This is a genomic window from Curtobacterium sp. JUb34, assembly GCF_003755065.1.
Classification (GTDB): Bacteria; Actinomycetota; Actinomycetes; order Actinomycetales; family Microbacteriaceae; genus Curtobacterium.
In genome coordinates, this window is record NZ_RJVH01000005.1 from 108239 (window position 1) to 127364 (window position 19126).

Consider the following 19126-nt stretch of genomic DNA (forward strand, 5'->3'; position numbering starts at 1 on the left):
AGGTCCGTAACTGCGAGCACTCGTTGCGCACGATCGCGGCATCCAGTGATGCGAGGGGCCGAACCGTCCCGCCGATCCTGACCTGCGCCTCCGGGCTCGCGGTGTTGTGCCGGAGTTTCGTTCCCAAGCTCGATTCGGTTGATTCACGCCCGGGTTGCAAGTCCGCGCCGGCCTCCCAGTCGCCTAGACGCTGAGTCGAGAGCCCTCCCGGCGCAGCGACCCTTCATCGCAACACGACAATCGGTGCGTCCGGGGTACGACAGCACGTCGAACGCCCATCCTCTTGAGGCACGACCAAGGCCAGCTCGCGGACGTCAGTGGGGCATGCTTCGAGTGTCTCCAGATCCCAGAGGCCCCGGAGGCCTTCAGGCGCGGCGAGACGTGAGGCCAAGGCGCGGGTCGGCGCGACTGCGGTCGAATCTCTGTGCCCCGCCCTGACCCGCATCGGTTCACGCCCGTCCGGGAATCGCTGATCTTCCGGTGCAGCATCGCCGTCTTCGAGCTGCGGTGTCACTATCACGCCCTTGTCGACGTGTTTGAGAGGCCGGGGTGGGACCCGATGACCCGCCGATCGGCGTCTGTCGAGACGTACGCCAGCCATTCACTATCACGCCCTTGTCGACGTGTTTGAGAGGCCGGGGTGGGACCCGATGACTCGCCGATCGGCGTCTGTCGAGACGTACACCAGCCAGGAGAAACCAAGCAGAGCCTAGATCCTCGATTCCAGAATCGAGATTCTGTATACTCGAAACATGGGGTCGTTGACGGTGCTGTCGAAGACGCTGTTCGGCAACGATCACCTGCTTGACATCGCGTGGGCGGTTGCGTCTGGCGCCCGTGAGTTCGACAGCCCCCGGGTTCAGAAGACGACAGGCCTTGCTCCGTCAACGGTGCATCGGACGCTACGGAAGCTCGAAGAGGTCGATCTGGTTCGGCGGATTAGCTCCAGCGTCGTCGAGCGGGTACAACGGTACGAACGCCTCCCGCATCCGATGTGGAAGGCGGTAGAGGTGTTTGTCACGGCAGCGGAAGGGAAGGTCGACGATGCAGATCGACGCGGCGCCGCTGCACGGACTTCCGATGGATGACGCGCAGCCGAGGTGGATGAAGTCCTCGTGGCGGCGGCTGCCATTCGCACTGCGGTACGCGATCGACGTCGGGGAGGATCATCGACGCGGCTGCCTCGGGATCGGTGCAGTCACCGAGGTCGCCACCCTCGCGGCTGCGTTGTCTCTGCCGACGTCGACGATCGGGCCGGTGAGTCTTGGCGGTTCGACGGAGATCGAAGCATTACTCGGCACGGGTCTCGTCAACGCGGTGTACGACGTCGACGGGTCTCCGTGGGGTAATCGCGTCGGAACCGTTCCCCTTGCACCGCTCGAGGCGGTCGTCTCCGCACGTTCGCTTGATGCAGGGATTGCCCGCGCGGACCGGCTGGCCGGGTACGCGTCCAGGTCGGTGTTGATGCCTGATGGCGCCGCGGTGTCCGATCAGGACCTCGCGATGGCCGATCTGTACGGAATCGGTGTGCGGCAAGGATCGTCTGCGGCGGAGAGCGTTCTCCTGTGCCCCCCTGGCGAGCTACAGGTCGATCGGGTCACCGCAGAATGGTGGGCGTTCTGCGAAGGGCTCTACGCCGAGCACTTGACCGTTGCGGGCTTTGTGCGGGCTCAGCGCAGTTCGTTGAACCAGTTGTGGACGTCGGCGGGCGGCTTGAGTCCCGGGCGCTGAGCCCGAATGCCGAACGTGGCGATTGCGTCGACGGCGCTGCGGATGCGGGTGCGCCACCAATCGCGGGCGAGGTCCGGATCGGTCGGCATCGAGCGGTGATCGTCGAGGAACGCGAGGACGTTGTGCATGTTGCCTGCAGCGATGTCGGCGGCGCTGTCGGTGAAGCGGACGGGGCTGTCGCCGAAGCAGGGTGCTGAGGCGCAGCCCGGTGCGTCCGTGGTCGCGAAGTAGTTGCGGCGCAACTCGCTGGCCTTGCCCCACATCATCAGCGTCGCGACCCAGACGTTGGGGTGCTTGTCGTGCGGGGTCCGGGAGAATTCACCCTGCACGGAAACGTGTCGGTGGGAGGCGAGGACGCCGATGACCGCGGCCGGAGCCCCGAGGGCCATGGCGCCGAGTCCGTTGTGGTCGATCCGCCAGGGCATGGCGTCAGGGACCTGCTCGAACAGCTCGCGGAAGCCGGTGAGGCAATCGGGGTCGCTGAGCGCGTTGCCGCGGTGATTCAGTCCGATTGCGACGGGGATGGGCGACGTCTTCAGGATTGCGATGAACTGCTTGCGGTTGGCGCGCTTCAGCCAGCTGAAGTCCGCCGGCACCATGAGGATGGCGTTGGAGATGCCCTCCGCCTTGATCTGCGCGATGGCCGCGCGCAGCGGCTCCGGGTCCTCGGCCGCGAGATAGGCCATGGCGAGGACGGCGAGGGTCGCACCCTCGGCGAGTTGCCCGTCGACGATGTCGCGGAGCGTCGGTGTCGGCAGCAGCTGGTCGGTGCGCTCTGGGAGCGGGAAGGGCGCGTCAGCGGTGGCGGTGGCGGAGTCGTAGGGGGCGCGGTCGACCAGAATCGGGAGGTCCGGGTACGTCTGGCGGAGCTTCCGGAGCATCCTGCTCTCGCTCTTACCGAGCAGGACGATTCCGTTCCTGGTCGCATCGAGGCGCGATGCGACGGCGAAGCTGTCGCTCGCGGCGCCGATAAGGAGTCGGTGACGGATCCCGGCGAGACTGTCGCCGGACGTGCGACGCTGCGGTTCGGTGCCGCGCGCGAATGCGCTGGGGGCGGGGGCGATGATCGGGGTGCTCATGGTGCCTCCACGTAGGAGCGGATGAAGGAGTCAACGCTCATTCCGGCGCGCGCCGCGATGTCGTCGAGGGTGGTGCCGGTTCGGGTGATGCGTTCAAGGGTGTTGCGGATCAGGGTCGGGTGTTCGGTGGGGATCTCGACCGGTTCCTTCCGGTGCATCCCGGTCGTGCTGAGCTGGATGTTGAACTCGCGGTACTCGCGGTCGGTCATGAGCCCGAGGTCGCGCGCGCGCCGCCCGAGCGCGGCGATTGACATTCCCCATCGGGCCTTCAGCGCCACCAACGTGCTAAGCGTCGGGTTCTGCAGCTCGGTGCGGGCCATCGCGGGCGGCAGGAGGAATGCGGACGCGAACTGGTCCGCCTCGGCCTCCTGGTTGTCGCCGGCACCATCGTGCAGGACCGCGTGGCCGAGTTCGTGTGCGAGGGTGAATCTCTGCCGGTCACCTGGAGCGTGCGTTGACACCAGAATGATGGGCGCCCCGTGCTCCGGCCAACCTCCGATCGCGTCCAACTTCACGGAATCGAGGTTCACCGGGAGCACGATCACGCCCGCTGATTCCAGGACCGCGGTCATCGACGGGATCGGCTCGACACCGAGCCCGAGCAGCCGCCGCAACTCGGTGGCCCGGTCCGCCGGCGAGTAGGTGCCGTCATCAGGAAGCGGATCATGCGCGATCCGCACGGCGGGAAGCACCTCACCGAGGGCTCGGCGCACCTGGAAGCGGCGGACGGCGGCGTCGGCGCGGACCTGGCGGTCCACCTTCACCGGCAGACTCGCGCGCTTCCGGTGGAAGACCCTGGCAGAGGTGAACTCCTCCGCCCGCACGCCGAGCATCTCGGGCCGTACGTCGAGGGCGGCTGCAAGCCCCGACATGGCGGATGCCGGAACGACCTCCAAACCCTGCTCTATTCGGGACAGGCGGCTCTGCGGAATGCCGGCCGCAGCAGCCAGCGCCGCTTGCGAGAGCCCACGGGCAGCACGGAGCATCGAGACAGTGTCTCCCTGCACCCCTGCGTTCTCCACAGGGCCAACTGTAGCATCAAAAAATCATTCAGCGTCTGATTCCGAATTTCAGTTCGACGTCGACTCGCGCCACGCCCGCTCTGCGGCAGCGTGCAGCCATGGCGTCGCGAGCGATCCGGCGCGCGCAGCGCCGCGGAGGTCGGTCATTGCTTTGGCACGTACAACTCGGGTGTTCCTCGCCTGAACGACCAGTCGTAGCGTCCGCGCCCGCTACGGCACGCTTCCGACTTCCGTGCTCCGCACAGTCGCGACGAGCCGACAAGTACGCGTCACGATGCTCATCGGCGCGGCAACGATGGCCGTGTTCACCCTGTTCTGGACAGGCATCACGTTCCTGCTCTCCGCCGCCCCCTATTCGTTCACCGCCACCCAGATCGGCCTCGTCGGCCTCCTCGGCGTCGCCGGCGTCGCCGGAGCGGTCGCCGCCATGCGCGCCGGACGGCTCTACGATCGCGGCGACTCACTTCCTGCGATCGGCATCGGCCTGCTCGTCGCACTGGTGGCCCTCGTTGTTGCCGGACTCGGCGTCGGCACCCTCGCTGCCGTGCTGATCGCTCTCGAGATCTTCTCGATCGGAGTGCAGTCTGTGCAGGTGCTCCTGCAGACCCGCATGGTCTCCATCGATCCCGCCGCCCGCAGCCGACTGAACACCGTGTTAGTCGTCGTCAACTTCATCGGCGGCACGATCGGTTCAGCCTTGGCCGGGCTCGTCTGGCCCCTCGGAGGGTGGACCGGCGTAATGATCACCGGTGCCGTCATCCTCGGCATCGCCTTGACCATCTGGTTCGCGCACCGCACCCGCGCACTCGCCGTCTGACGCACCGCTAGCGCGTCCTTCTGCGTCTCGCTGGTCGTACCCTGACCGGACGCGCTGCGATGAGGCTCTGCCATCAACGGCGACGGAGGCTCGTCGCGACAGCGCCCTTGGGTCAGCCCTTCACGTTCTGCCGGTCGTCGCGCACAGGCGTAGACCCAAACCTCTCGTTACGGCCCACAGAACCGGGAAGGCCGCCCGCGCCTCTGGGACCGCCACCTGATCGATGTGCGCACAGAGCCACGCTCCGCCACTCGTGGGGCGGGCCTCTCATCTGTCGGCTGCTGCAGGGAACGCGCAGATCCGTGTACTTGCGCGGATGTTCAAACCTGCAGTACCCTGAACCCGCGTCGATAGTGTGCGCCCAAGCCAGTCCAATGGACTGGCTTTCGTCATGTCTGGCCAAGAATGTAGACTGAAACCGCTCGAGACGACTGTGCCCTCAACGGCCGCACTCGACCAACACAAGCAGGCCGACCCCTCGGGGCCGGCCTTTTTCATGCCCCGACGCTGGACCGCCGAGAAGTCACTCGCTCCGCGCACAGGGCGACTACCGCGTCCACCGGACGCCCGCGCCCGCATCTGGCGCCTTAGACCCCCGCCCACCAACGGACGGGCCGGCCACACGGCCAACCCCGAAGGAGGCATCATGCCCGTCACCTCAACCCAGGTGGACATGCTGTTGGCCTCCGGCAGCTCCATCCTCACCAGCGTCATCGTGGGCGTCCTCGCCGTGCTCTCCAGCAAGCACCTCTGGGACTTCCTCAAGCACGTCGTCAACGTCATCGACGACCGAACGCTGGCGAACAACCCAGAACGAGCACGGCGCGTAGCAGAGCTGCGCCGAGCCCGCCGCGGGAACAAGTAGCCGCCGGTTCAAAACGCCAAACCTCACTCGGTGGGGAGAGCTCTGCCCTCAACACCCCATCGCACCACCGGCGCCATAACGCTGAACTCGATGCAGCGAACATCGCCACCGCATTGGGGACGGACATCGTTCGTCGAGGAGCGTTCGGTCCAGTCGCCGCTCGGACGGATACGGCTCTGAGCGTGCCCGTCCGGGACAAGGCGGAAACTCGGGCGGATCTGTCCTCGGCGCGAGCCGTCGAGCCCGCTGTGATCCGTCGAGCGACCCTGGGGTTCTGCGCGCGCGGCGAGTCAGCTAACGGAGCGTTCGGACGCCGCTCTCAGCGGGCGAAGGCGACTATCACGATGAGGTGGCCGTATCGGTCGGGCGCAGTCGCAGGTCGTGCTGGCATAAGCTCGACGATGTTATTCGCTTCATGGCTTGCCCGATTGTTGGACCTGCGCGAGAGCGGTCTCCTCCCCCTCAGAGAGTAGGCGCCACTCAATCGGATGATGCGACCGGACGTGCTCCTCGATCTCGGACGTCGCCTCCACGATGAAGTTCTCGACCTCCCGGAGGTCGAGGTGACCCAAGTGCCAGCCGACGAGTCGCCGGCGTGCATCGTCCATCGCAGTCGCGACCCAACTCGAATCGGGCACAGCAGCGGCCACCTCGACGTACCGTCGACACTTGTCTGCCACGTGCTGCGCCGAGCACCGACTCGAAAGTCGAAAGAACGCGCGTTCCACAGCATCGGTGCCCCGGTTGGGGCGCCGCTTGTAGTCGTCAATCGCGTCGCTGATCTGTTCGAGAACCTCTCCCCGTACCTGGTGCCGTTGCGCTTCGGCGTCGCGTGCGTGTAATTCGGTTTCGTGCTCGCGCCGCGCTGCGTCCTGACGTGCGGCCGACACGATCTGCTGACGGCCCGCCCGAAGCGTCACCTGCGCTGTCACGATTGCGACGGCGATTGGAAGAACGACCGTCTGCGCGGTCACGAGAAGCGTTTCGAGCACGCACCTACCCTGCCGCATCGGAGGGCGGATGCAATGCAAGCGGCCTTGCATCGGCGGACGGTTGTTGCAGCTTCGACACTCGGCGCCGTGTTGGTGCGACGGGTCGTCAGCCGGGCCGGTTGAAACGCGGGCGCCCTACTTACCTGCGGTACTCGACCCGGACAGTTGCCGCTGGCTCGCGTGCTGGTACCAGTTGCCGCCGAGCAGTCGATACCGACAACGCCTCGGGAGCTACGGGGGTCAAGACGACGCGGCGTCTCTCGGTCCCTGATGTTTGTGTTGCACAGTTGCGTGCTTCTCGAACATGCGGACAGCGGTACTGAAATCGTCCACGACCAACGACCAGACCGAGGCGAACGCGGGGAAATCGATCAGGTGCTGGGAGGGATCTTGTATCAGCGATGGCGCAATTCCAACGCCGGCCGACACCGGTATGTTGCCGTGCGAGAGGGCGGCGCACAGCATCCACGCCGATTTCAGGGCAGTCGGGTTCTCCTCGCGCAGAGACCGGCTCGCGTCGCGCACTGCTCCGGAGAGCCGCGGACGCTGACCTCCGGTGACTGAATCCAGGTCGAGGCGCTTCATCGGCCCGACGATCGCTGTGAGCCGGTCTTTGAGCGCCTGCAGCTCGGAAGGGTCCGCACGTCCGTCGGCAACGACTGCCATGTCGGCTGCATTCTGCGTGTCCCACCACATCCGCTTCAGCGCCCGAAGAATTGCTTCCCGACGACTCGATGCCATGAGCCAACAACCGGTTGCAATGCATTCGATCGCTACGCGGAGCACGACAAACGACGACAAGCTCGGCGCGGGATCGCCGTCCGCAGTCTGGAGGTAATGCAGTGCGAGACGCAGTTGCGTTCGGATCAAGCTGGATGGTGGGAGCGTCGCGGTCGGGGCGAAGGCGTCGTCGATTGAAGCAGCCACGCCTCCTGGAGCGATGACGATGGCATCCAGGGTCGTACTCGCCTCGATGAGAGCAGCACGACCCCGGCGCATCTCCTCCCGGCCGTGGATTTGAAGGAGCTTTTTCCGCTCCTTCTCCAGGAACCCAGCGAACCAGGCGGCGTCGACGTCCTCAGAATCCATCTGACCAGCCTAAGCATCTTCTCGACGGGATACTGCAGACAAAAACGGTAGCGGTTCCGCGTGAGCTTGCGGGCGCGGCTTTCGGGGGGCCGCTTTCGCCGCGAGCGGCGAGAGCGCTCAGCTGAGTAACGTCCATCGTCAAAGCCTCCATGACTTATGAACGCTACTGCGACGTTCATACCTGTGCTCATATCTGCTCGACTTAGGGCGCTGACTGCCGCTCGGCGGCCAGCAGATCGTTGCAATGGCGGGCTCAAGGGCGGGTCAACGCGGTTGCTGTACCCGGCGCGTATGGGCGTTTGAAACCCAAAGCTGCTTCTGGTGCGCCCGAATGGACGCTCCATCCGCCCGGTCCGCAGCTCGGGTCTGCGGATCGGAGCGACCGCCGCCGCCCGCGACGCAGCTCTGCTATCGGGTGTGCGGCGACCGGGTTGTGCGTGCGTGCTGATCGGTGATGGTCACGCCGTGTCTCGTTTCATCAGACTCCAGCAGCGATACGCGCGGCACAGTCTCGATAGGCCCGCGGGTACTCGAAGTCATCCCCGGGCCCCGGGCCCAGGACCCACCGCGATGCGGGACGAGCGTTCACACGGCGTGGCAATTCGAAAAGCTGAGAGAGGTTCGCCATCCTCGGTTCATGGGGAATAGTGCTCGACCTTGGATTCAGACTCGCGGACTCGGACGCCTACTGGCGCAGGAAACGACCTTGTCCGACGTGATCCAGCTCTTAAGCGACCGAGACATGTCGCCGTGGGAGGGCGTCCTAGGTTTCCTACCGGCTGATGTCAAACGCGAGGCATCTGGGGCCAATAAGGCCGACCTGCTCGCCACCTCCGGCGAGCACGTCGCCGCCGTCGAGGTGAAGTTGGGCCACGTGATGAGTTCCAAGCAGCAGTCGGCATACGAATCCGTAACGCCGCAGCCTGCCCTCTACCTGGCAGCACTGGCTGCCGATCGGCACCGGGTTGAGCGCGACGCCTCCGCTTGGACGTTCCTCAGTCTCGGCGATCTGGTGCGAAGGTGGGCCAATTCGGACGACACCTTCGCTCGGCTCCTCGCGATTGAGACGGCCGCGATCATCGAGGCATGGGATCACTCGATCCAGGCCGTATTCGAGGCGCGCGGGTCACATACCCGCCAGACGTTGCGGACGCTCAATCAGAAGTTTGTTGCCCGCGTCGTCACGCGCCGCATCGCCAACGATTTGCATGCCCGGGACAGGTGGGCGACGGCAGGCGTTACCGCTGGCGGAGGGCTACCCCTGATCCAGAGTTGGACCCCAATCCGGGGCGAGACAAAGGACAGGGCCTTCATCGCAGAAGTCCGTTGGTGGGAGACACAGCCCGGCGGTGAACTCCGCTTCGGCGTGGACTTCGACCCTCGCCCAGGCAAGACGGAAGACGAAGAGGTCCGTCGCGCAGCATACGACCTCGCGACCAGCATGTCCGAGTGGCTCGACTACGCGAGCCTCCGCGACCACCTCGCCGCAGAGCACCCCGAACTGGCGTCGCTCCTCAGGCGGAAAGGACCGAGCCGTCCGCCGAGCAGGGGCGAATGGGAGCCCGTAATCGTCCACGGGTTCGCCGGCAAGAACAACCGGAACCAAACACGGCCCGAGTTCTATGGAGATGGCACTCTACGGTTCCAAGCCATCGCCGAAGTCGACTTCGGTGAGGCGTCCGCCGCGGACCTGACCGATCTGCTCGACTGCACGCTTCGCTACCTCGCCTCGCAGCAGCCGACCGGCTCTTCGGCCTGACCCGGCGATCGTCGCCGAGTGCGCTGCGCCATCATCAACGACGGGACGACTGGCAGATCGCGATCGGCACGGGCTTGGTACCGAAGTCAGTTTCTATGCTGGATGTCAGTCGCTCGCCCGAACCAGGCCAGAGTCGTCGAACTCGCTCAGCCGGGCCCGTCGCTTGCAGCAGCAAAGAGGGGTACGAGGATGTCGCTTATTGGTGTCGGCACGAGGAGCGCACGCCCTTTCCGTTGGATCACGCCGTTGCGGACTCCCCCGCCCTCCGCCTGATCGCATCAGGTTCGGCTGAGCCGACCGCGGTAGTTGCGCATCTTGCTCCGCGCTCCGCATGTGTTCATGTCGCACCACGTCCGGGTCCTGGACCGTGAGCTGTCGTAGAACACCCATCGGCACGCTTCCGACGCGCACGTCCTGAGCCGCTGGCCCGAGCCGGTCAGGCCGTGGAGAATCAGCGCCCCGACGGCCGCTCCTGCCGGCGAGGGCGTCCGCCCTGCCTTCGGGGCCAGTCCGAGCTGGCCGTCGTCGTCGATCTCGGGACCCGCCCAGTGCTCCTGCGCGAGCCGGTTGATAGCCGCTCGTGCCGCCGGGTCGGTGCGGTCGATGAGGAACGTCCGGATGACCTCGCGGGCATCCCGCAACGACGTGAGGTACTCATCCGTCGGTTCGCCGTCCCAGCCGTGCCGGACGAGCCACTCGTGCCCGCCGGGAACGGTCGCCAGCGCATCGGTGCCGTGCAGCCAGGTGGCGCTATCGCAGAACTCCTCGACGACGCGCAATTCCTCGGGAACGACCACGGTCGACTCCGTCGCGCTCATGCGCCCAGCAGCCGAAGGAGTTCGTCGGGCTGATCTTCCGGCACGGCGTGTCCGGCGCCGCGGACGACCGAGAGCCGTGCGTGATCTGGCAGGGCCGTGGCGAGCCGCTCGGCGTAGTCGAGGCCGAGCCACGCGTCGTCCTCACCCCAGATCACGTGGAGTGGAATGTCCAGCAATCCGAATCGGTCCTGCAGGTCGCGGGTGGCGTCCTCGCCGCCCTGGGCGTACTGCTGGTAGAACGCTCGCGCGCCTTCGGCGCCCGCCCACTGGTCCGTGTATGACGCCAGGGCCTCGGCGCGCAGACCGGTGTGGCTACCGGACCGGATCTTGGCGTCGATCAGGGCAGCGCTCGCCCACTCGGGGAGCGCCTCGAAAACCTCTGGGTGCTCGTGGATGGTCTGGAAGAACCCGCCGGAGCCCCAGCCATTCACGGTCGCGGCGTCGATGAGCGTGAGTGATGCGAATGGCACGTCGTGCAGGAGCGTGGCCCGCAGTGCGACCGCGCCACCGACGTCGTGCGCCACGACCCGAGGCGCGGAGACGCTCCAGTGCTCGAGGAGATCGGCGAAGATCGTCGCCTGGCGGCGCAGGCTGACATCAACGACAGCGCGACTCGATTGTCCGAACCCGAGCATGTCCCAGACGTACACCCGGTGACCACGTGCGAGCACGGGAGCGATGTCCCGCCAGATGTACGACGAAAAGGGGGTGCCGTGGAGCAGGACCAGCGGCGGCCCGTCGCCGAACACGGTCCACCGAACCGAGCCATCGCCGACCTCGAATCGTTCGGAGAGTGTCCAGTCGCCCATGGGGTGTCCTCTCGTCGTTACCGCCGTTGATGCATAGACGGTAACAGGTACGGACGGGTCGCCGCTGGCACAGTTGTCGCATGGGAGACCACTGTTGACGTTGTGTCAGCCTTGGGGCGCATCTCCGGAGTCGTTGGCGACGGGTACCGTTCCCCTCCGCGGGTCCGTCAGCTCGAGGGCACCGCGAGTTCGAGTTCCGCGCAGCATGACGACTGTCCTCGCCGTGCCGCCTGAGCCCGCGGAGGGAGCTGGACGCTTCCCTGTAGCTGGTCGAGGTGGCGGCTTACTTGGCGCCGCGTCGAAGGATCCACCCGCCTGTCCAAGCGATGGCGATCACGACCACCGTGAACCCGGCTGCGATGACGTACTCGCGCGTATCGAAGAACGCTCCGAACTTCGGAGCGAATTGGACTACCGCGCCGACGAGCGTCAGCGAGGCCGCACTGGTGGCCAGACACTTACCCGCAAAGTCGACACCTGAAAGTGCGCTGTCGCCGTGAGCTGCGGCACGTAGCCCGGTTCCGACTGCCGCGATCACACCACCCCAGAGCAGATAGACAATGAGGACGCCGTTCGTCCAGTCCGTCTCCGTTGTCGTGTGCGCCGAGTCGGCCGCGGTCATGGCCGCTTTCAGGCCGTCCGCGACGGCATCGTTGCATACGAGGATGAAGGCGAGTGGCGCGGCCACGGACACGGCGATGAAGCACAAGCGGATTCGACGAGCGTTGCGCAGCGCCGCAGACTGTCGAGCCTCGGTTTCGCGGTCGGCAGGCGCAGAGCGACCGATGACGCCAAGCGAGTCGCGATCATCTCCATCATCGGTGGTCGGCTCGGCGCTCCCAGGGAGGTGACTGTCGCTGCAATTGAGCGGGCCTGGCCGCACTCCGTCCATCTCCGCGGTCGCTTGGTCGGCCGGCTCATGTGCCCGCGCCTGCCCACCCACCGCCTCCACCGCGGAAGCGTCGGCCACCGTCTCCACCGCGGAAGCGTCGGGTACATCGTCGGAAGAGTCGGCTTCCTCGCCCTGTAGCGCGCTCTTCTGGTCAGCACTCAAAGTGATCTCGTTGGATTCCATCGCGTCATGAGGTTTCTTCATGAGGCAACGGTAGTGGCCTCATGGCGGCATTGCTGCTGTCGCGCGTCGGCAGGCTGACTAGTGAGGCTTCTGGGCTGTGTTGAACGCGCGCACGAGGAACGTCGCGGAAGTCGACGAGGAACGCGGTGCGCCCTCGATGACCCGGGGTCGTCAGAGCGCGAGTGTCGACACTCGTTCCCCCAGCGCGGCGTCGCTCTCGGCGGCGACGTCGTCATCGGAAGGATGCGGCACTCTCGATCGCAGCGATGTCCTCACCACCGGGCGACCGCTCTGACCGGGCTCGCTTGATCCACAACGCCACCGATGAGTGTCCATCTCCGGTGAGCGCCGCAATCTGCCGGATGGTGAGGCCAAGGTCGGCCGCCGTGACCATCAGCTGCCGTCGCTCGTCATCGGCTCGGCGGTAGCGCGAGTTGGCATCCCGGAGACGTTCGACAACGTCGTCGCGTGTTGCTCGGAATACACTGCTGATCGCTTCGGGCTCGCGCGGCATGTCGTTCATGATCATTCAATCCAATCGATGGCTAGGCACACTTGTCCACACGCGCAACCTCGTGCGAACATTAGCTAGCCGTCCACTCGTTGGACGATGTTCAATTCGATATCAGCACACCCGAGCGCACCGGTCACTTTCCACGGCTTCCGCGTCGCTCAGTCTCCGAGCCGGACGCGTCACGCGTGCCGGCTCGTGCTGGTTGAAGTCTAGCAATGATCGCAGCGGAAGCCAACTTCGCGGCTGCTTAACTTTTTCGGTGACCGCTCCTGAGACACATTCCATGCGAAGCCGCAGATAGCTTCACTAAAGAGACGCCGGAACGCGCAGGCCGAGCCTCTCTGTGACATTTCGAGGGGTACTGTAGAAAATCTTGAGCGGCTTCAATGAGGCTTGCGGACCGCGGTCCGAAAGTGCAGTCTTCGTGCATATCCCGGACAGGGGTCTGGATTTGAACGAGGGTGAGGCGGGTCGTGACCCGAACGGACAGCACGGCGCTGACGGTCCCCGATAGGGTGGCGAGCAGCAGCCGTGTCGCGCAGTCGCGACGCGTGCGTTCAGCGGCGCAGTCGCTCGGCATCCCGCCCGTAACGTTCATCGCGTGGATGCTCGATCGGTCGGCTCGTGCTGGCGACCCAGTAGCAGGGTGGAAAATCCCATGGGCGGTCGAGGTGACGACCGCGACCCGACTTCGACGTGACGTGCGCGTGGTGCGACGTGTCCGCTCCGGCTGGAGAGTCGTGCTGACCTTCCACGGGAAGCCGTTTGCGATGATCGTGCCCATCACTCGGCCCCGCGCAGACGACCTGGACGAGCCCGCTCAGGATGGCCGGGCCAAGACCTCTGCACGAGGGCGTGAGACTCGACGTGATTGAGACGGGGCGGTGCGGGCGCGAAACGTTGGAGGTGGTCGGCGAGGATCGGCGTGCGTGGCCGACCGCGTCAGGACGCGCGATGGCAGACTTCACGTTTCCAGCCGAGACACGTGTCGCAGTCGCAGGTGACTGGGAGTCGCTCGGTGAGCACGTGTTCGGCAAGCTTCGCCGCCTTCGCCTCCTGCATCCAGATGTTCGCACCATCCTGCATCTTGGTGACTTACGTTGGGAGCCGCCCGTTCGCGTGAGCGGCGGGCTTCTCTATCGACATGACAGCTTCTTGCCACGCTTGGAGCGCGAGCTTGCGGCGAACGGTCATCGGGTGCTGCTCACCCCCGGCAATCACGACGACTGGACGGTCCTCAAGCCGGCGTTCCTCGCGCATCCGGAACGCCCGCGACGTCTCTCCCCGAGCATGTGGGCGCTCCCTCGCGGGTTTCGGTTTACCCTCGCCCGCCGGTCCTTCCTGTCGTTCGGCGGCGCCGTGTCGGTCGATGCGGATCGCGGTGCAGCAGAAGCGCCGACCGATGAAGATGTTGCACGTGCAGCGCCGGGCGGTGCCGTCGATGTGTTGCTCACGCATGAACCACCCAACGCTGGCATCAGCGAAGTGGAGGACCTCATCGCCCGATCGGGCCGCTGGAGTCAGCAGCGCTTGCAACGCTCCGCTGACAGCCGGCGACGCATCGACCGACTCGTCGCCGCCGTGCGGCCGACCCTCACGTTGCACGGCCACATGCATGTCGCGGGCCGCGTCCGCGACGGGAACGGCCACGAGACGATCGCCCTGCCCGTGGCGACGAAACCGGGCAACATCATGCTCCTGACGCTGCCGTCACTGACGGTCAGTGATCTCGACCCGTCTTCGACGAAAGCGGGCCCCTCGTGAGAGAACCGTTGACGAAGCGAGCCCGAAGGATGCGTCACCACCTGCGGAGGGGACTGCCGCAGAGCATCCACGCGCCGGTGGCGGCGGTCCGGCCGATGGTGCTGGAACTCGCCGCGTCACAGGAAGGATTCGTGACTGCCGAGCAGCTGCTCGCCGTCTACGGCCGCACCGATGCCCCCGCAGTACTTGCAGCGATGCAACGAACAGGTGAACTCGACGAGGTGCTGCCCGGCGTGTGGGTGCACGTCGTCGTCCACGCGACAGGGTGGGACATAGATCTCGCAGCACGAGCGGCGTGGATCGCGCTCGAGCCGGCACTTCCGCTGTGGGATCGTGCACGCCGCGACCGTTCCAATGCCGAGCAACGCGCAGTGATCGGCGGCGGCGCCGCGTACCAACGGTGGGGGTTCGGGTTCACCCCCTGGCCCGCCCTCGTCCACCTGTCCGATGAGGCCACCGCTCCACCGAGCGACGCCGACGTGCAGTTCACGTCCAACGACCTCATCGCCGAGGAGGTGTCGTGGTTCGGCCCGTTCCCGTACGTCAGCGTCGAAGCAGTCCTCGCGGGCCAGTTCGGGTACACCGTGGACTTCGACGAGGTCGCGTTGGATACCGCCGACGCCATCCACCGGTTCGGCAGCCTTCAATTGGACGCTCTGCTGCGCCACCTGCAGATCACCGCCACCCACAACGACTGGGACGGTCCACTCAGCGCCGAAGCAGTATTCGCCGAGCTGCTGACTCGCGTCAGCGGATGGCACACACAGCCGGATCCGACACCGAGTACGCGTTGGGTGCGAAATAGGGCCGCAGCAGAAGCGATGAACGAGCGGATGCGGCGCCGGCGCGACTTCCCCGCTAGCAAGGCGTTGTGGGACGGCATCATCGAGGGCTTCCGCGGCCCACGCCCCGATCCGAACATGCATCAGGGATGAGCGCGACGAATCGTCAGGCGCACCTGCTCCTCGACTGGGATGGTGTCATCAACGTCGAGGGCAACGAGCGGCCCGGCCTCCTTGAAGCCGTCGTCACCGACCGGCACGGCGAGGACGTCCTGCTTCGATGGCACCCTGCTGTGGTCGACGAACTGCGCGAGATCCTCAGCCGGAGTCGCGTCCGAGCATTCTGGCTGACAACCAACAACCACCTCGTCCCCGACCATTGGGGAGACGTCGTCGGCCTTCCAGGTATCGAGAACGCGGCCGCGTTACCGGACGGTCACGGATATCCGCCTCGTTCCCCATTGTCGTGGACCACGTGGAGGGCTGCGGCGGCGCTCCGCCACGTCGAGGACAGCGGCAACGTGATGTGGATCGATGCGCACATCGACGAAACGCTTACCGCGGGGATCTCAGAGATGGGCCGAACGTCCGGGCTTCGCCGCATCATCCCGGACAGTTCCGTCGGCTTGTCGATGGCCCACATCGCGGAGATCCAGTGTTGGGTTGCAGAGATCTCCGGGGAAAATCCCCATGGGTCGAGGGGTATGTTCAGCAGCGATTGGGAAGCGGCGGTCACCGCGGCTCAAGCTCGGGAAATCCGTGAGAGCGCCGCCCGCGACGTTGAAGCCGAAGTCGCGGAAACACGCGCGGAGTATCGACGCATCTGCCTTAGCACGGACGAAGTAGCGGCCGTACTGCACCTTTCCCCGACCGCCATCTCCGCAGCCCTCGCAGACGGCGCCTTGTATTGCGAACGGATTGGAAGCGAGGACGTGTTCCCGACGTGGCAGTTCGCCGAGGGTAGGACCATCGCGGGCCTACCCGCCGTGCTCCGGGCAAGACCAGAGGGCCTCCGGGGCCCGACGTTGCACGGTTGGATGACCACCGCAAAGCCCACACTGCGCCTGGCGGCTGAGATCGTCTCCCCACGTGAATGGTTACGCCGCGGACACGACGTCAGAACCATCACGGGACTGCTGAGCACCTTCGGGTACCGCTGAACAGGCACGAACCGCATCGAAAGGATGCGCTAGTCGTCGATCGAGCCGACGATCGGGATCTGCTATGCGTCCCGAGCCCACACGGCTAGATGTCGCTCCTGTCGACATCTTCGCGGTCGTCGTTATCGCGCGCATCGGCATCGGCGCCGGCGCCGGCGCCGGCATCGGCATCGGCATCGGCATCGGCATCGGCATCGGCATCGGCATCGGCATCGTAGGTCTTCGCAAGGAGCTGCTTCATGCGGCTGATGAGGGCTTCCTTGCCGCCAGCGGCCCAGGCCGTGTCGCGCTGCAGCGCGTCACGGATCAGCGGCAGCAAGGTGTAGGCGACGTCTTGGATGGCGTTGTGACGTACAACGCTCTGATCGGCGATGCCTCGATACCTCGTTTGGGTGAGGCGCAGGGTGAACCTGCCGTCAACATGCAACGTGAAGGCGATGCGGTTTGCCTTCCCCGCTGGGACGTGGAGAATCCGAACGTTCATCGGTCCGATGGTTTGCCCGTCGGCGATCGTCTGGACGAAGTTCGATCGCGTGAGGTCAACGGCGCCTGACATGCGGCTCGATTTCGTCGCGGACTCCGTCGCCTCCGCGCCGTCGAGCTTCAGGATTGTCGCGTTCACGCCGAGCTTGGGGTCTTGATCGAAACGGTCAGCCAACCAGAGGAAGACGTCCGGCGTGCCGAGGTGAAGGACGCTGCTGGCGGTCGAGACAAGTGCGGCCGAATCGACCCCTGTGACCGCTGCAATGAGAGCGGCCGCCGCTGCCTCGATCGCGTTGTCGTCGTTCGTGGACCAGAGGCAAAGGTATCGAGCGTCCGCATTCTTGCTGATGAGAACATCGACGGCTTCCAGCCAACGAGCATCGTCGCCGGGGTCGACGGCCATACCTCGTCGCACGTTGGCGGGCACGGGAACCCAGTGCCACCAGCGAGCCCACAACCGTTCCGGACGCCCTGCGCTTGCCGCCTCAATCGTCGGCGCGCCAGAACTGGGCGTCCGGCCGAAGCGACGCAACTGCGTTTCACTGTCTTCACTGACCTCGCCCCAACCGCTGGACTGCGTCGACGGCGACGGCGGGTTCGCGGTTAGACGGGAGTGAATCTCGGCGAGTGTCGCTGTGGTGTCAAGAGTTGTCGGTGTCGCAGTGACACGCGGACCGGTGAACGTAGGCACGGATGTGACATTAGTTCACCCAGCGTTCCTGTAAGCGGCCGACGCTCGGCTCGAGATGAATCATGCGTCCGACGAGGCGGCCGAACTTCCCGGAGACGATCACCTCGTGCCGCAGCTCGTAGGTGTTCTCACGCGGCGCGATCATGCCCTGAAAACGAATCGTCGTGGTGCCCCATACGTTCTCCCCGACCGGCGGCGGAAGCGTCACCTTCACAGCACAGCTTCCGTACATGGATGGGTCGGCTATCGAAGCGTAGGGGGCCTGGAGCGGCCCGGAGGAGTCTTCGACCGTCATGGCGAAGGGGCCATGCGGTGCTCGGATCAAGATCGTGAGACCCTGTCGCGCTGCATACCAGAGGACAACGCCAGCTGCGCCGATCCGGCGCTCAACCTGAACATCGATCTGGAGGACATCTCGGCCGGTTCGATCGTGTTCGTCAAGTACCACCGGCACGGTCCCATCGAGGGTGTGAGCCTGGCCGACGGTGAGCCATCTGACCGCGACCACGGGACGCGAGAAGATGAAGAACCAGATTGCCCAGGCCGCGGTAGCGGCGATCACCAGCCCGAGCAGGTACAGCACGGGGGTCGGCATCGCGGGGAACCAGTCGGCGAGCTTGTTATTCAGCCACACGTCAATCGCGATTGCGCTAGCGATCCGCGCAATTTCGTTGAGCTGTTTCGCGTAGTCCCGCATCACCGAAGGCCGAGCGCGGACCAAACCGGCCGCAGCATGTCCGTAACACCAGCGATGGAAGGCGCCTCCACCCGTCCGAGCCGTGCGACCCAGACGGACTCGAACGACGGCCCCTCCAGCTCGATTGCAACGATGCTGTAGGGCCCACCTGGTCCGTGAAGGGCTTGCCGCGCGGACCCCTCGTCCTTGTCCCTCATGGACGCCGCGAGCTTGTCGTTGACGTCATCAACGACCGCCTGCGGCAGAGGTTCGAGGGCTCGATCGCGCACATCGAACCCGAGAACCTCGATGTCGTGCGAGTGCGCGAAAAACGCGAGGCGAAGCAGGTCGAGCGAGCCGAGCTTCGGAACGAATTCGTCACGCTCAGGGTGCTCGTACCCGCCCGGAGCATCCCTCGGGGACCGCGGAGTTGGGCTGAGGAGCGCTCCAGCGGAGTTCACCAACAGCTGCGCGTACACCTGACCTCCACGAGCGTCCCTATCGAACAATGCCTCAGTAAACACGATGCGGGTGACAGCCGCATCTCCGGCTGTGCTATTCAAATAGTAGCATAATTATGCTAGTTTGCGTTTGTGCCACGTCGATCCCAGGGCGCGCGATCGCGCGCCAGAGTGACGGAGCTGGCACAGGCTCTCGCTGACCTCCGTCAAGAAGCAGGCCTCACTCAATCGGCGCTTGCCCACGAAGCAGGGCTCTCCCTCGGTGCGGTCTGCAAGCTTGAACGCGACGAATCACCGGAACCCGGGCTTGTCGTCGTCACCCGCCTGCTCACAGCCCTCCTCAAGCACGTGCCGGAGGAGGCACGCGCTCCCCGGCGCGATGCTGTGGTCGACATCATGCTTCGCATCGGGCAAGTCTCGAAGTAGAACGGCGACGCGGGTTGCTTGGCGCCCGCTCGCGCCGCTGCGCCGTCCAGGCGGTCACGACGCCCTTGGACTCGTCGCGTCGTCTACCGGTCTCCGGGGGTGCGGGGGACCTG

20 protein-coding genes are annotated in these 19126 nt (G+C 65.6%); 9 read left to right on the forward strand and 11 right to left on the reverse strand.

Annotation, left to right across the window (positions count from 1 at the left end; all coding sequences use genetic code 11):
- Positions 1-752: 752 nt before the first annotated feature.
- Both EDF63_RS17060 and EDF63_RS18465 read left to right on the forward strand, forming a co-directional pair.
- Positions 753-1088, forward strand: a complete 336-nt coding sequence (locus EDF63_RS17060) for a helix-turn-helix domain-containing protein (protein ID WP_123314193.1) — start codon at positions 753-755, stop codon at positions 1086-1088.
- Positions 1045-1731: a hypothetical protein gene (locus EDF63_RS18465; protein WP_148061812.1), complete on the forward strand. Its 687-nt coding sequence runs from the start codon at positions 1045-1047 to the stop codon at positions 1729-1731. The genes EDF63_RS17060 and EDF63_RS18465 overlap by 44 nt, the downstream gene beginning before the upstream one ends.
- Here the strand turns inward: EDF63_RS18465 and EDF63_RS17065 are convergent.
- Positions 1671-2810: a hypothetical protein gene (locus EDF63_RS17065; protein WP_123314194.1), complete on the reverse strand. Its 1140-nt coding sequence runs from the start codon at positions 2808-2810 to the stop codon at positions 1671-1673. The genes EDF63_RS18465 and EDF63_RS17065 overlap by 61 nt on opposite strands.
- A complete protein-coding gene (locus EDF63_RS17070) occupies positions 2807-3832 on the reverse strand; it encodes an ImmA/IrrE family metallo-endopeptidase (RefSeq protein WP_148061813.1) in 1026 nt (341 codons plus the stop codon). Before EDF63_RS17070 ends, EDF63_RS17065 begins: the two co-directional genes overlap by 4 nt.
- A 232-nt stretch (positions 3833-4064) precedes the next feature.
- On the opposite strand from EDF63_RS17070, the gene EDF63_RS17075 reads away from it, so the two are divergent.
- Entirely contained in the window at positions 4065-4649 is a 585-nt protein-coding gene (locus EDF63_RS17075) for an MFS transporter (RefSeq protein ID WP_148061814.1), read from the forward strand.
- A gap of 646 nt (positions 4650-5295) precedes the next feature.
- Entirely contained in the window at positions 5296-5514 is a 219-nt protein-coding gene (locus tag EDF63_RS17080) for a hypothetical protein (RefSeq protein WP_148061815.1), read from the forward strand.
- A 413-nt stretch (positions 5515-5927) separates the two neighbouring features.
- Here the strand turns inward: EDF63_RS17080 and EDF63_RS17085 are convergent, their stop codons facing one another.
- Both EDF63_RS17085 and EDF63_RS17090 read right to left on the reverse strand, forming a co-directional pair.
- Positions 5928-6506, reverse strand: coding sequence for a hypothetical protein (locus EDF63_RS17085; protein ID WP_148061816.1), 579 nt, complete (start codon positions 6504-6506; stop codon positions 5928-5930).
- Positions 6507-6746: 240 nt separating this feature from the next.
- Positions 6747-7595: a hypothetical protein gene (locus EDF63_RS17090; RefSeq protein ID WP_123314199.1), complete on the reverse strand. Its 849-nt coding sequence runs from the start codon at positions 7593-7595 to the stop codon at positions 6747-6749.
- 706 nt (positions 7596-8301) lie between these two features.
- Here EDF63_RS17090 and EDF63_RS17095 point away from each other — a divergent pair.
- Positions 8302-9354 carry a hypothetical protein gene (locus EDF63_RS17095; RefSeq protein ID WP_148061817.1) on the forward strand — a complete coding sequence of 351 codons (1053 nt, stop codon included), beginning with the start codon at positions 8302-8304 and terminating at the stop codon, positions 9352-9354.
- Between the two features lie 278 nt (positions 9355-9632).
- On the opposite strand, the gene EDF63_RS17105 is transcribed toward EDF63_RS17095, so the two are convergent.
- The 4 genes from EDF63_RS17105 to EDF63_RS17120 form a co-directional block, all read right to left on the reverse strand.
- The gene (locus EDF63_RS17105; RefSeq protein WP_123314201.1) at positions 9633-10172 is read right to left on the reverse strand and encodes a CGNR zinc finger domain-containing protein; all 540 of its coding nucleotides are present in this window, start codon (positions 10170-10172) and stop codon (positions 9633-9635) included.
- A complete protein-coding gene (locus EDF63_RS17110) occupies positions 10169-10981 on the reverse strand; it encodes an alpha/beta fold hydrolase (RefSeq protein ID WP_123314202.1) in 813 nt (270 codons plus the stop codon). The genes EDF63_RS17105 and EDF63_RS17110 overlap by 4 nt, the downstream gene beginning before the upstream one ends.
- Positions 10982-11264: 283 nt before the next feature.
- The gene (locus EDF63_RS17115; protein WP_148061818.1) at positions 11265-12077 is read right to left on the reverse strand and encodes a hypothetical protein; all 813 of its coding nucleotides are present in this window, start codon (positions 12075-12077) and stop codon (positions 11265-11267) included.
- Between the two features lie 211 nt (positions 12078-12288).
- Positions 12289-12579, reverse strand: a complete 291-nt coding sequence (locus tag EDF63_RS17120; RefSeq protein WP_148061819.1) for a hypothetical protein — start codon at positions 12577-12579, stop codon at positions 12289-12291.
- Positions 12580-13524: 945 nt separating this feature from the next.
- Between EDF63_RS17120 and EDF63_RS17125 the strand changes: the two genes are divergently transcribed.
- The 3 genes from EDF63_RS17125 (at position 13525) to EDF63_RS17140 (ending at position 16276) form a co-directional block, all read left to right on the forward strand.
- Positions 13525-14334, forward strand: a complete 810-nt coding sequence (locus EDF63_RS17125) for a metallophosphoesterase (RefSeq protein WP_185021493.1) — start codon at positions 13525-13527, stop codon at positions 14332-14334.
- Between the two features lie 131 nt (positions 14335-14465).
- Positions 14466-15269 (forward strand): hypothetical protein, encoded by an 804-nt coding sequence (locus EDF63_RS17130; protein ID WP_148061820.1) that lies wholly within the window; start codon positions 14466-14468, stop codon positions 15267-15269.
- Positions 15266-16276 (forward strand): hypothetical protein, encoded by a 1011-nt coding sequence (locus tag EDF63_RS17140; protein ID WP_148061821.1) that lies wholly within the window; start codon positions 15266-15268, stop codon positions 16274-16276. The genes EDF63_RS17130 and EDF63_RS17140 overlap by 4 nt, the downstream gene beginning before the upstream one ends.
- An 85-nt stretch (positions 16277-16361) precedes the next feature.
- On the opposite strand, the gene EDF63_RS17145 is transcribed toward EDF63_RS17140, so the two are convergent.
- The 3 genes from EDF63_RS17145 to EDF63_RS17155 all read right to left on the reverse strand — a co-directional run bounded on the left by EDF63_RS17145 (position 16362) and on the right by EDF63_RS17155 (position 18689).
- The gene (locus tag EDF63_RS17145) at positions 16362-17162 is read right to left on the reverse strand and encodes a hypothetical protein (RefSeq protein ID WP_123314209.1); all 801 of its coding nucleotides are present in this window, start codon (positions 17160-17162) and stop codon (positions 16362-16364) included.
- 298 nt (positions 17163-17460) lie between these two features.
- On the reverse strand, positions 17461-18147 hold the full coding sequence (locus tag EDF63_RS17150) for a hypothetical protein (protein ID WP_148061822.1): 687 nt from the start codon (positions 18145-18147) through the stop codon (positions 17461-17463).
- A complete protein-coding gene (locus EDF63_RS17155) occupies positions 18147-18689 on the reverse strand; it encodes a hypothetical protein (protein WP_148061823.1) in 543 nt (180 codons plus the stop codon). Before EDF63_RS17155 ends, EDF63_RS17150 begins: the two co-directional genes overlap by 1 nt.
- Before the next feature lie 69 nt (positions 18690-18758).
- Between EDF63_RS17155 and EDF63_RS19140 the strand changes: the two genes are divergently transcribed.
- A complete protein-coding gene (locus EDF63_RS19140) occupies positions 18759-19013 on the forward strand; it encodes a helix-turn-helix transcriptional regulator (RefSeq protein WP_185021494.1) in 255 nt (84 codons plus the stop codon).
- Positions 19014-19126: the final 113 nt, after the last annotated feature.